This window comes from Halomonas sp. HNIBRBA4712 (assembly GCF_043558675.1).
In the GTDB taxonomy this organism is placed as follows: domain Bacteria; phylum Pseudomonadota; class Gammaproteobacteria; order Pseudomonadales; family Halomonadaceae; genus Vreelandella.
In genome coordinates this window covers 557,950-571,266 of record NZ_JBIFXR010000002.1, presented here as the reverse complement: position 1 = coordinate 571,266, position 13,317 = coordinate 557,950, and the positions used below count along the sequence as shown (strand labels likewise).

Annotated in this window: 16 protein-coding genes; 10 read left to right on the top strand and 6 right to left on the bottom strand. The window is 63.2% G+C overall.

What is annotated here, in order from left to right; translation table 11 throughout:
* The first annotated feature begins 29 nt into the window (after positions 1–29).
* Positions 30–755: an SIMPL domain-containing protein gene (locus ACGK9R_RS07085; RefSeq protein WP_394579665.1), complete on the top strand. Its 726-nt coding sequence runs from the start codon at positions 30–32 to the stop codon at positions 753–755.
* Positions 756–757: 2 nt separating this feature from the next.
* Here ACGK9R_RS07085 and ACGK9R_RS07080 read toward each other — a convergent pair whose 3' ends face one another.
* The 4 genes from ACGK9R_RS07080 to greB all read right to left on the bottom strand — a co-directional run bounded on the left by ACGK9R_RS07080 (position 758) and on the right by greB (position 3,487).
* Positions 758–2,065, bottom strand: a complete 1,308-nt coding sequence (locus tag ACGK9R_RS07080) for an arsenic transporter (RefSeq protein WP_394579663.1) — start codon at positions 2,063–2,065, stop codon at positions 758–760.
* Positions 2,066–2,069: 4 nt separating this feature from the next.
* On the bottom strand, positions 2,070–2,486 hold the full coding sequence (arsC, locus tag ACGK9R_RS07075; protein ID WP_394579661.1) for an arsenate reductase (glutaredoxin): 417 nt from the start codon (positions 2,484–2,486) through the stop codon (positions 2,070–2,072).
* Entirely contained in the window at positions 2,483–2,842 is a 360-nt protein-coding gene (locus ACGK9R_RS07070; protein WP_394579659.1) for an ArsR/SmtB family transcription factor, read from the bottom strand. Before ACGK9R_RS07070 ends, arsC begins: the two co-directional genes overlap by 4 nt.
* A gap of 111 nt (positions 2,843–2,953) precedes the next feature.
* Positions 2,954–3,487: a transcription elongation factor GreB gene (gene greB, locus ACGK9R_RS07065; RefSeq protein WP_394579657.1), complete on the bottom strand. Its 534-nt coding sequence runs from the start codon at positions 3,485–3,487 to the stop codon at positions 2,954–2,956.
* Between the two features lie 254 nt (positions 3,488–3,741).
* Between greB and ACGK9R_RS07060 the strand changes: the two genes are divergently transcribed.
* The 9 genes from ACGK9R_RS07060 (at position 3,742) to ACGK9R_RS07020 (ending at position 11,541) form a co-directional block, all read left to right on the top strand.
* Entirely contained in the window at positions 3,742–4,383 is a 642-nt protein-coding gene (locus ACGK9R_RS07060) for a TRAP transporter TatT component family protein (protein WP_394579655.1), read from the top strand.
* A 70-nt stretch (positions 4,384–4,453) separates the two neighbouring features.
* Positions 4,454–5,149, top strand: a complete 696-nt coding sequence (locus ACGK9R_RS07055) for an NUDIX domain-containing protein (protein WP_394579653.1) — start codon at positions 4,454–4,456, stop codon at positions 5,147–5,149.
* Complete coding sequence (locus ACGK9R_RS07050; RefSeq protein ID WP_394579651.1) at positions 5,142–5,588, top strand: DUF1249 domain-containing protein; 447 nt, start codon at positions 5,142–5,144, stop codon at positions 5,586–5,588. Before ACGK9R_RS07055 ends, ACGK9R_RS07050 begins: the two co-directional genes overlap by 8 nt.
* Positions 5,588–6,325: a metallophosphoesterase gene (locus ACGK9R_RS07045; protein WP_394579649.1), complete on the top strand. Its 738-nt coding sequence runs from the start codon at positions 5,588–5,590 to the stop codon at positions 6,323–6,325. Before ACGK9R_RS07050 ends, ACGK9R_RS07045 begins: the two co-directional genes overlap by 1 nt.
* Positions 6,326–6,478: 153 nt before the next feature.
* The gene (gene cysD / locus ACGK9R_RS07040; protein ID WP_394579647.1) at positions 6,479–7,441 is read left to right on the top strand and encodes a sulfate adenylyltransferase subunit CysD; all 963 of its coding nucleotides are present in this window, start codon (positions 6,479–6,481) and stop codon (positions 7,439–7,441) included.
* Positions 7,441–8,874: a sulfate adenylyltransferase subunit CysN gene (cysN, locus tag ACGK9R_RS07035; RefSeq protein WP_394579645.1), complete on the top strand. Its 1,434-nt coding sequence runs from the start codon at positions 7,441–7,443 to the stop codon at positions 8,872–8,874. The genes cysD and cysN overlap by 1 nt, the downstream gene beginning before the upstream one ends.
* Positions 8,875–9,095: 221 nt before the next feature.
* Positions 9,096–9,659 (top strand): type 1 glutamine amidotransferase domain-containing protein, encoded by a 564-nt coding sequence (locus ACGK9R_RS07030; RefSeq protein WP_394579642.1) that lies wholly within the window; start codon positions 9,096–9,098, stop codon positions 9,657–9,659.
* Positions 9,659–10,792, top strand: coding sequence for an App1 family protein (locus ACGK9R_RS07025; RefSeq protein ID WP_394579640.1), 1,134 nt, complete (start codon positions 9,659–9,661; stop codon positions 10,790–10,792). Before ACGK9R_RS07030 ends, ACGK9R_RS07025 begins: the two co-directional genes overlap by 1 nt.
* A gap of 74 nt (positions 10,793–10,866) precedes the next feature.
* Positions 10,867–11,541, top strand: coding sequence for a zinc metallopeptidase (locus tag ACGK9R_RS07020; protein WP_394579638.1), 675 nt, complete (start codon positions 10,867–10,869; stop codon positions 11,539–11,541).
* Here ACGK9R_RS07020 and cmoB read toward each other — a convergent pair.
* Both cmoB and cmoA read right to left on the bottom strand, forming a co-directional pair.
* Positions 11,538–12,554, bottom strand: a complete 1,017-nt coding sequence (cmoB, locus tag ACGK9R_RS07015; RefSeq protein ID WP_394579636.1) for a tRNA 5-methoxyuridine(34)/uridine 5-oxyacetic acid(34) synthase CmoB — start codon at positions 12,552–12,554, stop codon at positions 11,538–11,540. The genes ACGK9R_RS07020 and cmoB overlap by 4 nt on opposite strands.
* A gap of 1 nt (position 12,555) precedes the next feature.
* On the bottom strand, positions 12,556–13,299 hold the full coding sequence (gene cmoA / locus ACGK9R_RS07010; protein ID WP_394579635.1) for a carboxy-S-adenosyl-L-methionine synthase CmoA: 744 nt from the start codon (positions 13,297–13,299) through the stop codon (positions 12,556–12,558).
* Between the last annotated feature and the right edge of the window lie 18 nt (positions 13,300–13,317).

Here is a 13,317-nt window from a genome sequence, read left to right as displayed (position 1 = left end):
TCACTCTTGAGGCTTAAACGGGGGCACCCATGACGATCAATCGACGCAGTGGCGGCAGGCTGGTGAGCGCCGCGGTGCTGGGCGCCTTGCTGGCGCTGGGGCTTGGCTGGGGCGGAAGCTACCTGAAAGGGGCTGCCCAGGTGTGGGAGCAGTCGTCGCGAAGCGTGACCGTGCGCGGGCTCGCGGAGCGCGAGGTGGCGGCGGATCTGGTGCTCTGGCCGCTCAACTACGCGGTCAGCGCCAATACGCTGGGTGAGCTCGAAGGGCAGCTTTCGAGCGGCGAGCGCCTGATTCGCACCTTTCTCACCGAGCGCGGCTTTGCGCCAGATAGCATCAGCACCACGCCGCCGCGCATCACCGACCAGTTCGCCAACGCCTACGGCGGCGAGCGCCCGGACGAGCGCTACCGCGCCGAGGCCACACTTCTCTTGCGCACTGACCGCGTGCAGGCAGTGATCGAGGCGGTGCCCGAGGCCACGGCGCTGGTGCGCCAGGGTGTGCTGCTCTCGCCAAGCTACGAGTACCGCACCGAGTTTCTGTTCACCGGGCTCGATGCGATCAAGCCCGAGATGATTCGCGAGGCCACCGCAGATGCGCGAAGTGCCGCCCAGCAGTTCGCCGAAGACTCCGGCAGCGCCGTGGGCGGCATCAGAAGCGCCACTCAGGGCTACTTCTCGATCGAGGATCTGGATACCTACACGCCTCAGATCAAGCGCGTGCGCGTGGTCACGACCGTCGACTACGCGCTGGAGTGAGCTCAGGTCGGCAGCCTCGGAAGCCACAGTGCTAGCGCCAGAAGCGTGGCCAGCAATACCGGTGGGGTGATCACAAGCCCCACCTTCATGTACTCCCCCCAGCCAATGCGATACCCCTTGCCCGCCAGCACGTGAAGCCATAAAAGCGTGGCCAGGCTGCCGATGGGGGTGAACTTTGGCCCCAGGTCGTTGCCGATGACGCTTGCGTAAATCATCAGCTCCCGGGTCAGCGTTGGCAGTTGGGCCTGATCGATGGAAAGCGCTGCCACCAACGTGGAGGGCATGTTGTTCATCACTGAGGCGACGAGCGCGATCAGAAATCCGGTACCCACCGTGGCGACGATATCGTCCTGGCGTGCGAGCCATTCGAGCGCTTGAGCGCCGAGGCCGGTCAAGCCCGCATTGCCAAGCCCGTACACCACCAGATACATGCCGAGTGAAAACAGCACGATCTGCCAGGGCGCGCCGCGTAGCGCCTGATTGACGGATACTACTGCGCCGGAGCCTGCGCGCCACCAGCGTCCGGCCAGCGCCGTCAGGACCAGTGCGGCAGCGCCGGTGATCAGCGCGATGGGCACGTCAAGTGATGCGGTGACGAAGTAGGCCACCAGCAGCAGCGCCAACAGCGGAAAAGCGGCCTTGAACACCAGCGGGTCCTTGATCGCCGAGGCCGGTGCTTCTAGCTTATCCAGCGTATACCGCGCCGGTATCCGTCGCCCGAAAGCGAGCCAGAGCACGCCGAGCGTGGCGGCAAGCGAGACCAGGTTGACCGGCACCATGACCAGTGCGTAGCGGTCGAAGCCGATGCCGAAGTAGTTGGCGGTGACGATGTTGACCAAATTGGAGGTCACCAGCGGAAGGCTCGTGGTATCCGCCACGAATCCGGTGGCGATGATGAAGGCCAGCGCCGCCGGTGGGGTGAAGTTCAAACGCAATAGAATGGCGATGACGATGGGCGTGAGCAGCAGCGCGGCACCGTCGTTGGCGAAGAACGCGGCAATGAAGGCGCCCAGCACGACCACCAGCGGAAACAGCAGATGCCCTCGGCCATTGCCCCAGCGCGCCACGTGAAGCGCCGCCCAGGCGAAGAAGCCCGCCTCGTCGAGCAGCAGCGACATGATGATCAGCGCCACGAAGGTGAACGTCGCGTCCCAGACGATCTCCCAGACAATGGCGACCTCGCCTACTTGCACTACGCCCGTCATCAGCGCCGCCACGGCACCGCCCAGCGCGCTCCAGCCAATGCCGAGGCCCCTGGGCTGCCAGATCACGAATAGCAGAGTGACAATAAAGATGGTCAACGCCAGCATGGCGTCATTGACTCGTCGGGGAGGAGGGCGTGACCTGTTCGCCATCCTCTTTGGCGAACGTGGCCACCGGGCTCTCAAGCAGGGCGAAAACCCGCTCTGAAGGGCGGCAAAGCCGTGCTCCCTTGCCGGTCACGACGATCGGGCGGTTGATCAGAATGGGGTGGGCCATCATGGCGTCGATGAGTACTTGGTCGTCCACGGCGGGGTCATCGAGGCCCAGCTCGCGGTAGGGCGCCTCCTTCTGGCGCAGCAGCTCGCGCGGCGCCATCGCCATCAGCGCGAGCAGCTCCTGTAGCCGCTCCCGGCTGGGTGGGGTCTTGAGGTATTCGATGACTTCATGCGGCTCCCGGGAGGCCTGCATGATGGCCAGCGTGTTACGCGAGGTGCCGCAATTGGGGTTGTGGTAAATCAAGGACGTCATGGAAGTGGTTCCTTCGTTGAGGACGATGAACAGGCTGTCAGGGCATCGACCAGCGGCGCGCAGAGTATTGGGTCGCCGTTGCAGCAGTCGCTGACCAGAAAGGTGAGTACCTGTTGCATGTGGTCGAGGTTGGCGCGGTAAATGATCGAGCGGCTTTCGCGCCGGGAGCTGACCCAGCCCGCTCCTGCGAGCACCGTGAGATGCGCCGAGAGCGTGTTGTGGGGCACGTCGAGGCTGCGTGCAATCTCGCCGGCGGGCAAGCCGTCGGGTTCGTGGCGCAAGAGAAGGCGTAACGCTTTTAAGCGAGTGGGCTGGGAAAGCGCGCTGAAACTTGAAGTGGCATCTTTTATTTCCATGTGTCCAGTATTACGGACATGTTGGGTCAGGGCAAGGGCCTCATGGAAAGTTCATGGCATGCGCGATCTGTCCATTCAGGCGAATCCGTCCAACCCGGCCAGGCCAGTGTATCAGGCGCCGGCGTAGTGAATCGCCGTCACGATGTAGCAGTCCTCACCTCTCGGGGTCTGTACGGTGATCTCGTCGTCCACTTCCTTGCCCAGTAGCGCTTTCGCCATCGGCGCATCGACGCTGATCCAGCGCTTTTGTGTGTCGATCTCGTCGTGGCCGACGATGCGGATCTCGAGCGCCTCGCCCTCGTCGTCTTCCAGGCTCACGAAGGCGCCGAAGAATATCTTGTCGGTATTTGCCGGCAGGCGGTCGACCACCTGTAGCTCATCGAGGCGCTTGGTCAGGTAGCGAATCCGCGCGATCACTCGGTTGAGCTCTTTCTTGTTGTAGGTGTAGTCGGCGTTTTCCGAGCGGTCGCCATGTGCGGCGGCTTCGCCCACCTTGGCGGAGAGCGCCGGGCGCTTCACTCTGGAAAGATGATCGAGAATGCCGCGCAGGCGCTCGGCGCCCTGGGCGGTGATCAGGTTGCTCTTGGGCGCCTGGCGCGGGTCCTTGGCCGGGTCGCGCCAGCGGGTCATGTTGCGGCCTTTCATCGCGTCTTACTCCTTGTCGGCAAGCGCTCAAGCTTAATCGAAAGCGCCGCGCGGCCCAACGTCCTGTAAATGAACGCAGCGGTAATGGCGGAGGCCGTGGTGGAAAATGTCGGGCGTGGGCCCTTTGGTCTAAGCGAGTCATTCAGCGCTGGCGAGTCATTCAAACGTTCGTTACATTGTGGGGGAAGCGGCTCGCGACGGGAGCCGCGTATGGCTTTCGAGCGCGGGACAATAACAACCAAGGAGCTTTTTCAATGCGTACGCATACCTCACGCTGGCTGCTGGCACTCACCCTGGGCGGAGCGCTTGCGCTATCGCCGCTCGCTGCGAGCGCCTATCAGGATGAACTCTTCTCGCTCAAGAACCGCTGGGAGCACACGGTGACCGACCTGCCCGCCAACCAGCGCCAGGGCACGCTGGAGGCACTCAGTAGCGAGGCTGCCACCCTTGCCGAGCAGAACCCGAATAGCGCCGATGTGCTCGTTTGGCAGGGCATCATTCTGGCCTCCTACGCTCGCGAGCGCAGTGGGCTTGGCGCGCTCGGCACCGCCAAGGATGCCCGCGCGGTGCTCGAGCGCGCCATCGAGATCGACCCCCAGGGCAGTAACGGCTCCGCCTACGTGACCCTGGGCGCGCTTTACGACCGGGCGCCGGGCCGGCCGCTCGGTTTTGGCAACAGCGACACCGCCGAGCGCATGTTCCAGCGCGCGCTCGAGATTCGCCCGAACGGCATCGACGTGAACTACTACTACGCCGCCTTTCTGAAAGAGGAGGGCCAGACCCAGGCCGCGCGTGAGCACGCCCAACGCGCAGTCGACGGCACCGCCCGCGAAAGCCGCCAGCTTTCCGACGAGGCGCTTCGCCGCGAGGCGCAAACGCTGCTGCAGTCGCTTTAATCCCCCCTCAATTGGCATTCCCGGCATCGAGCATTGATAATAGAGCGATTGTGCCCACCGGGAGTGCCTCATGGCGTCCAACCCCACTTCGCTGTCCAGGCCAACGTTTCGCCGTAGCGACGTCACGCTCGAAAAGCGCGAAACCCTCTACCAGGGGTTTTTTCGCCTCGAGGAGCTGACGCTGCGCCACCGCCTTTTCGACGGCGGTGTTAGCGATTCGATGCGCCGGGAAATCCATAGCCGTTTTGACGCGGTCGGCGTGCTGCTTTACGACCCGCAGCGGGATGCGCTGGTGATGGTCGAGCAGTTTCGCGCCGGCGCCATCGACGACCCGCGCTCGCCCTGGAAGCTCGAGCTGGTGGCGGGCCTGGTCGAGCAGGGCGAGTCGCTGGAGCAGGTCGCCCGGCGCGAGTCCCTCGAGGAGGCGGGTTGCAAGGTAGGCGCGCTGACCCAACTTCACACCTACTACCCAAGTCCTGGGGCCTGCAACGAGCGGGTCACGCTGTTTTGTGGCTTGGTCGATACCAGGGGGCTTGGCGGTATTCACGGGCTCGACGAGGAGCACGAGGATATCCGCGTTCACGTGGTGAGCTTCGTTGAGGCCTGGCGGCTTCTAGGCGAAGGGCGCCTGGACAACGCCATGAGCCTGATTGCGCTGCACTGGCTCAACGGCCAGCGCGCCTCGCTGCGCGCGGCGTCTCACCCGCCCCCGGTTACCCGCGAATGTGAAAGTACCCGCGAATGTGAAAGGAGTGACGATGGCTAGAGCCGCCTACGTAACCGACCTCAAATCCCTGCAAGGGGAGTGCAGCGCCAACTATGCGCGTCTGCTGCGGCTGGTCGGCGACCTGGACGCCGGCCAGCAGCGCGACATCAGCCTGCACAGCAAGGGCCAGACGCTGGGCGCGCTTCACCTGGCCGTGCTCGAGCAGGCGCCTTACACCACGATGGTCGAAGTGACCCAGACCGGGCCGCTGGATGGGGTGCTCGAGGGGCCGAAAATGCGCGTGCATCTCTACCACGACGTGCGCATGGCCGAAGTGACCGACTTTCAGCGCGAGCGCCACTTCAGCGGCCGCTACCGCTACCCCAACGCCCGAATGCACCAGCCCGACGAGAAGCTTCAGCTCAACCGCTTTCTCGGCGAGTGGCTCGCCCACGGCCTGGCCCACGGCCACGCCTACGATATTCCCGAGTACCCGTGATGCGCTTGGTTCAGATCACCGACGCCCACCTCTACGCCGATAAAACCGCGCGTTCGCGGACGGGTGTGCCTTGGCGGCAGTTCGAGCGCGTGATCGAGCGGGTCATCGACGAGCGCCCGGATGCGGTGCTGTTTAGCGGCGATATCAGCCAGGACGAAACCCTGATCTCCTACCAGCACGCCTGTCAGGCGCTCGAGCGCTTGCCGTGCCCCTGGTATTGGCTGGCCGGCAATCACGATCAGCCGGCGTTCATGGCCGAGTGTCATCCGCTGGTTGATGAGGTAGAGCTGGACGAGTGGCGGTTGTTGCTGCTGGATACCCGCGTCGAGGGCAAGCCTCACGGGGAGCTGGGCGAAGAGCAGCGCCAGGCGCTCTCGGAACGTTTGGCGCAGAGCGACAAACCCACGCTGATTGGCCTGCACCATCCGCCGGTGGATGTGGGGGCGGCGTGGATGGATGCCATTGGCCTTTTTGATCGCGACGGCTTCTGGCAGGCGCTCGAGGGCTTTACCCAAGTGAAGCTCGTGCTCTTTGGCCACGCCCATCAGGCGTTTGCCGCCACGCAAGCCGTAAATGACCACCGCATCGGCGTCTACGGCTGCCCGGCGTTGGCGGACCAGTTCCTGCCCGGCGCCGAAAGTTTCGCCGTGGACGAGGCCTCGCGCTCGGGCTATCGCATGGTAGAGCTTTCCCGCGACGGCGGTTGGCGAACCTGGGTCGAGCGGGTCGAGGTGTGATCGCTCTATAGAGTTTTTAAGAATAAAAAGATAGTCATTAATTCTTTCAGGTTATTACCTTTCGGCGTTACCCTACTTCCAGTGACTAAAAATGAGGCGAACACCGTTTGCAATCAGCCCGAATAAGGCGCGGTGTTTCTTGAGGAGTAGGCAATGACCCAGTTGAAGGCGCCGCCGCAGGCCGAGCGGCGGGAGAGATCGGTAGCAATCGACGGTGCGCGCCAGACGCACCTCAAGCAGCTCGAAGCCGAATCGATTCATATCATCCGTGAAGTCGCCGCCGAGTTCAGTAACCCGGTGATGATGTACTCCATCGGCAAGGACTCTTCGGTCATGCTGCACCTGGCGCGTAAGGCGTTCTACCCGGGCCCGCCGCCGTTCCCGCTGCTGCACGTCGATACGACCTGGAAGTTTCGCGAGATGATCGAGTTTCGCAACCGCACGGCGAGCGAAGCGGGTATGGAGCTTCTGGTGCACACCAACGAAGAGGGGCGGGCGGCGAACATCAACCCCTTCGATCACGGCAGTGCCAAGTACACCGATATCATGAAGACCCAAGCGCTCAAGCAGGCGCTGGACAAGTACGGCTTCGACGCTGCCTTTGGCGGCGCGCGCCGCGACGAAGAGGCGTCGCGCGCCAAGGAGCGGGTCTACTCGTTTCGCGACAAGTACCACCGCTGGGACCCGAAAAGCCAGCGCCCCGAGCTCTGGAACGTCTACAACGCCAAGGTCAACAAGGGCGAGTCGATCCGTGTCTTCCCGCTTTCGAACTGGACCGAGCTCGATATCTGGCAGTACATCTATCTCGAGTCGATCCCGATCGTGCCGCTTTATTTCTCCGCCCCGCGACCGATCGTCGAGCGCGACGGCATGCAGGTGATGGTCGACGACGAGCGCCTGCCACTGGCGCCGGGCGAGGTGCCGAAGCAGAAATCGGTGCGGTTCAGAACGCTTGGCTGCTATCCGCTGACCGGTGCGGTCGAATCCACCGCGGCGACGCTACCAGAGATCATTCAGGAAATGCTGCTGACCCGTACCAGCGAACGTAGCGGGCGCGCCATCGACCGCGACCAGGTCGGGTCGATGGAGAAGAAAAAGCGCGAGGGGTACTTCTAATGGCACACCAGTCGAACTTGATCGCCGACAACATCGAGCAGTACCTGCAGGAGCACGAGAGCAAGGATCTCTTGCGCTTCATCACCTGCGGTAGCGTCGACGACGGCAAGTCCACGCTGATCGGGCGGATGCTGCACGACTCGAAAATGATTTTCGAGGATCAGCTCGCCGCGATCACCCAGGCCTCGAAAACCAGCGGCACCACCGGCGATGCGGTGGATCTGGCGCTGCTGGTCGACGGGCTGCAGTCCGAGCGCGAGCAGGGCATCACCATCGATGTGGCTTACCGGTTCTTCTCCACCGACAAGCGCAAGTTCATCATCGCCGACACGCCGGGCCACGAGCAGTACACCCGCAACATGGCCACCGGCGCCTCCACCGCGAGCCTCGCGGTGATTCTGATCGACGCGCGCTACGGCGTGCAGACCCAGACCAAACGTCACAGTTTCATTGCCGATCTGCTCGGTATTCAGCACCTGGTGATCGCGGTCAACAAGATGGACCTGGTCGACTTCTCCGAGGAGCGCTTCAACGAGATCAAGCGCGAGTACCAGCAGTTCGCCACCAACCTGAACGCCCCGGACATTCGCTTCGTGCCGCTCTCGGCGCTGACCGGCGACAACGTGGTCAACAAGAGCGAACGCACGCCCTGGTACTTCGGCCCGGGCTACGAAGCCCGCACGCTGATCGAGCTTCTGGAAAGCGTCGAGCTGAGCGAGGACCAGAACCTGACGGATCTGCGCCTGCCGGTGCAGTACGTCAACCGCCCGAACCTGGATTTTCGCGGCTACTGCGGCACCCTCGCTGCGGGTATCCTGCGCCCCGGTCAGCGGGTGAAAGTGCTGCCATCGGGCAAGACCTCTAACGTCGAGCGCATCGTGACGTTCGATGGCGACCTGAGCGCCGCCTACCCGGGCCAGGCGATCACCGTCACCCTGGAAGACGAGATCGATATCTCCCGCGGCGACTGGCTGGTCGAGGCGAACGCCGAAGTAGCGCTTTCAAACGCCTTCAAGGCGGATATCGTCTGGATGCACGAGGATGCGCTGGTACCTGGCAAGCTCTACGACTTCAAGCTCGCCACGCGCGATCTTTCCGGGCAGGTGCGCGCGATCGACTATCAGGTCGACGTCAACACCCTGGCGCACTCGCCGGCCGAGCGGCTCGAGCTCAATGCCATCGCCCGCTGTGAGGTCGAGCTGACCGCCAGCGTGCCGCTGGACGACTACCGCTCGAGCCCCGGCACCGGCAGCTTCATCATCATCGACCGATTGACCAACGTGACCGTTGGCGCCGGCATGATCCGCGGCGTGGCCGAGCAGGGCGAGCAGGGTCAGGGCACCGACTGGGCCGCCTTCGAGCGCGACCTGAACGCGCTGGTGCGCAAACACTTCCCCCATTGGGACGCGCGCGATATCAGCAAGCTGTTTTAGAACTGCCACACTCTAAAGCCCGCCAGCTGTTGCGAATCCATGAGAGCCGGCCCCGTTCAACGATGGGGCCGGCTCTCGTGTATAACTTGTAACGCGCTGGTGGCGCGATTCGGTCGGACTCCGAGCTTGACGATTGTACAGGATCAGCCACACTTGAAAGCGTTGTAGGAGATAGCGCAACGTAAGCGTTTTGATCAGTTCATCACGAAAAGGAGAGCACGATGGGTCAATCACTAAGCGGTAAACGTGTTGCAATTCTGGCCGCCGATGGCTTCGAGGAGTCCGAGCTGAGCGTGCCGAAGGCCTCACTGCAAAAAAACGGTATCGAAGTGCATATCGTGACGCCGAACGGCAAGGGCATTCGTGCCTGGGCCGAAACCGAGTGGGGCGACACTTACGATGCCGATAAGGCGCTTTCCGAGGTGTCCGAGTCTGACTACCACGCGCTGGTGCTGCCGGGCGGTCTTTTCAACCCGGATGAGCTTCGTACCAACGACGACGCGCTGAGCTTCGTCAAGGCGTTCTTCCAGGCCGGTAAACCGGTCGGCGCCATTTGCCACGCCCCCTGGATTCTGATCAACGCCGGCGTGGTGGAAGGTCGCAAGATGACCTCGGTTCACAGCGTCGCCCAGGATCTGAAAAACGCCGGCGTCGAGTGGGTCGACGAAGCCGTGGTTTGCGACGAGGCCCTGGTCACCAGCCGCACGCCGAAAGATCTCGATGCGTTCTGCTCCAAGCTGCTCGAAGAGATCGAAGAGGGCAAACACTCGGGCCAACACGCCTGATGGCATGGTATAGCCCCTGGGCAAGCTTCGTTAAGAGGCTTGTCCATGTTGTCGCCAGGCCCATGAAGCGTGACCAGGGCCGCGGTGGGATGGTGGTTCATCCCTACCGCGGCTATGGCTCGCAGAAGGAAGTTTTCCTCATGGGCCGCGTGTTTCGTCAGGCGGCACTCGGCCGCGCCATTCCCCGGCGCGGCATTTTACGTGATACCGCCGACGTGACTCGCCGCATTTTTCGTCGCGGGCTGAGCGACGCCGAAGTGGACATCAGCATTGGTGAAAACAGGCTGTCGATGACCACGGATCGCGACGGCTATTTCGATGCCCACCTTCCCATCGAGCACGACCTTCCCATCGATGTCTCCTGGCATCGCGCGGATATCATGGTGCACGCTCAGGGACAGCAGAGCGTTCGCACCAGTGCGGAAGTTTACGTGCCACCCCCGGAAGCGGACCTGCTGGTGATCAGCGATATCGACGATACCGTCATGTTCACCGGCGTGGCCGAGAAGCTCAAGATGCTCTACCGGCTGTTCGTTCGCAAACCGCACCGGCGCACCGCATTTCCGGGAGTGGCCTCGCTTTACCAGTCGCTTTATCGCGGCCAGAGTGAAAAGGCCGAGCGGCCGATCCTGTACGTCTCTCGCGGCCCCTGGGCCATTTACGAAATGCTCGAAACCTTCTTTCAGCTCAACCGCATTCCGGTCGGGCCGATTCTTTTTCTGCGTGAGTGGGGAATCTCCTGGCGCAAGCCCTGGCCGCGCAAGGCCGAGGCGCACAAGCGCGATCTGATCGACCGCATGCTGGCGCTTTACGACGACATGCCGTGCATTTTGATCGGCGACAGCGGCCAGCACGACCCGGAGGTCTACACCGAGGTGGTCAAGGCCTACCCCGGGCGGATCAAGGCGGTCTACATTCGTCGGGTGGACAAGGATCCCAAACGTCAGGAGGGGATCGAGCGCCTGCGCGACGAGCTCAAGGGCAGCGATTGCGACCTGGTGCTGGCCGCCGACAGCGTACTGATGGCCGAACATGCGTATGAACAGGGCCGCATTTCCGCTCGCGGGCTCGAGGCGGTCAAGCGCGATGTACAGCAGCATCTGGAAGAGGAAGCGCGAGAGGCCAACGGCTGATTCGCCGTCGTGCAGCGCTGGCGTGGTCGTGGTACAACACTCGGCATGTTCTGAGATCGACCGGAAACCCGACCATGATCGTACTGCTGATCGCGCTGGCGCTGGCCATTTTTCTGCTGCCCAACCTCTGGGCGCAGTGGGTATTGAAGCGCCACACCAAAGGGCGCGACGACTACCCCGGTAGCGGCGCCGAACTGGCAAGCCACCTGCTTCGCCGCTTTGATCTCAAGGAGGTTGCGGTCGAGCGTACCGAGCAGGGCGATCACTACGACCCGCTGACGCGCACCGTGCGCCTGTCGCCAAATCACTTTGACGGCCATTCGCTCACCGCCGTGACCGTCGCCGCCCACGAAGTCGGCCACGCGCTGCAGCACGCCGAGGGTTATGCGCCGCTCATCGCTCGCAGTCGAATGGTCGGCGTGGCGCAAAAAGCCGAAAAGCTCGGCGCGCTTCTAATGATGGCCGCACCCTTTCTTTTCATCCTCACCCGCCTGCCCGGCGGGCTCGCCGCGGTGATCGCCGTCGCCGTCATCAGCTTCGGCACCGCGGCGGTGGTGCACCTGGTCACGCTGCCGGTGGAGTTCGATGCCAGCTTCAACCGCGCGCTCCCGCTTCTGAAAGAGTACGTACCGCCACGCGACATGGCCGGCGCCCGCCACGTGCTCACCGCCTGCGCCTTTACCTACGTCGCGGCCTCGCTTGCCAGCATTCTGAATCTGGGTCGTTGGCTGGTGATCTTGCGGCGTTAACTGACCGGCTTTTCAGCCAGAATAACCGCCCGCCTCGGCGCCGGATAACCCTCGATCGTGCGGGTGCGGTCTTCGAGGTCGAGAAAGTCCGCAAGCGACTGATAGGTCATCCAGTCCGTCGAGCGCTGCTCATCGAGGCTCGTCGGCGCTTCATCGACGACGCGGACGTTCTCAAAGCCGCAGCGGGTAAGCCAGTGGCAAAGCGCTTTCGAGGAGGGCAGAAAGTAGACGTTGGGCATCGCCGCGTAGCGCTCGCCGGGCACGAACACCGTCTGCTCATCGCCTTCGACCACCAGAGTTTCCAGCACCAGCTCGCCGCTTGGAGCAAGCGCCGCTTTTAACTGGTTCAGGTGCTCGAAGGGCGAGGCGCGGTGGTAGAGCACGCCCATGGAGAAGATGGTATCGAAAAAGCCCAGGTTCTCCGGCACGTCCTCGATGCCAACTGGCAGGAAGTGGGTGCGGTTGCCGTCCGCGTCGCCGACGAAGTGGCGCACCGCCTGAAACTGCCAGTAAAAGCGCGGTGACGGGTCGATCACCAGCACGAAATCCGCGCCCGCGCCGGCCATGCGCCAGGCGTGGTAGCCGCTGCCGCCGCCGACATCCAGCACCTTGCGGTATTTCAAATCCGAAAGGTGCGGTGCCACGCGCTGCCACTTCCAGTCCGAGCGCCACTCTGTGTCGATGTGAATGCCGCCAAGGCTGAACGGCCCCTTGCGCCAAGGGGCGAGTTTCTTGAGCAGGTTGAAGCACTGGCGCTGCTGGCTTTCGTCCAGCGTCATTGCCACGCTAACCGTGTCGCTATCGAGCGATACGGTGCGCTGCTCGGGCAGGAGCGGCAGTTTTTTCACCGCCTTTTCCCAGCTCGAGAGATCGCCGTGGCGTTTCTTGTCGAGCCCATCGGCGAGCTGCTGCGGCAGGCGCGCAAGCCAGGGGAGCAGGGCGTCGTTCTGGGTGGCCTGGTCGAGAAACGCCTGGTAGAGCGCCCTGTGATCGTCGGGAAGGGGCTTTGCCACGTTAGCTCTCCTTGAAGGCGATCAGGGAGGCGAAATTCAGGTACTGAAACCAGGTCATGGCGCGGGGGAAGCCCGCCTTGCCGAGCCGCTCCTGCAGGCCATCGAGGCTATCCGGAATCAGCACGTTCTCGAGCGCGGTGCGCTTCTGGCTGATCTCCAGCTCCGAGTAGCCGTTGGCGCGCTTGAAGTCGTGGTAGCGCTCGACCCGCCAGGCGTTGTCGCGCTCGTCCGGGTCGACGGTCTTCTCCGAGAGAATCAGCACGCCGCCGGGCTCGAGCGCCTCAAAAAGCCTTGCGAGCAGCGCGTCGCGATCACGCGGCGGCAGAAACTGCAGCGTGAAATTAAGAATGATCATGCCCGAAGAGGCGTATTCGAGCGTGCGGATATCCTCCTCGAGCACCGTCATGGCGTGCTCGGAACACTCGGCGGTGAAGGTCTCGCGCGCTTTCTCCACCATCGCCGGCGAGACATCGACCCCGGTGTAGCGAAACGCATCCGCGGGCAGGGCGCCGGCAAGCGCCAGGCCCGAGGCGCCGAGCGAGCAGCCCAGATCGTACACGTGAGCGCCGTGGCGCAGGTGGCGCTGAGCGATGACGCCGAGCATCCCGAGAATCTGGCCGTACCCCGGTATCGATCGGCGAACCATATCGGGAAAGCACGCCACCACCTGCTCGTCGAAAGAGAAGCGTGCGACCCGGTCAAGGGGTGTCGAAAAGATAGCGTCACGGTAAGATGCGGTACTCATGGGCAAGCCGGGATAGAG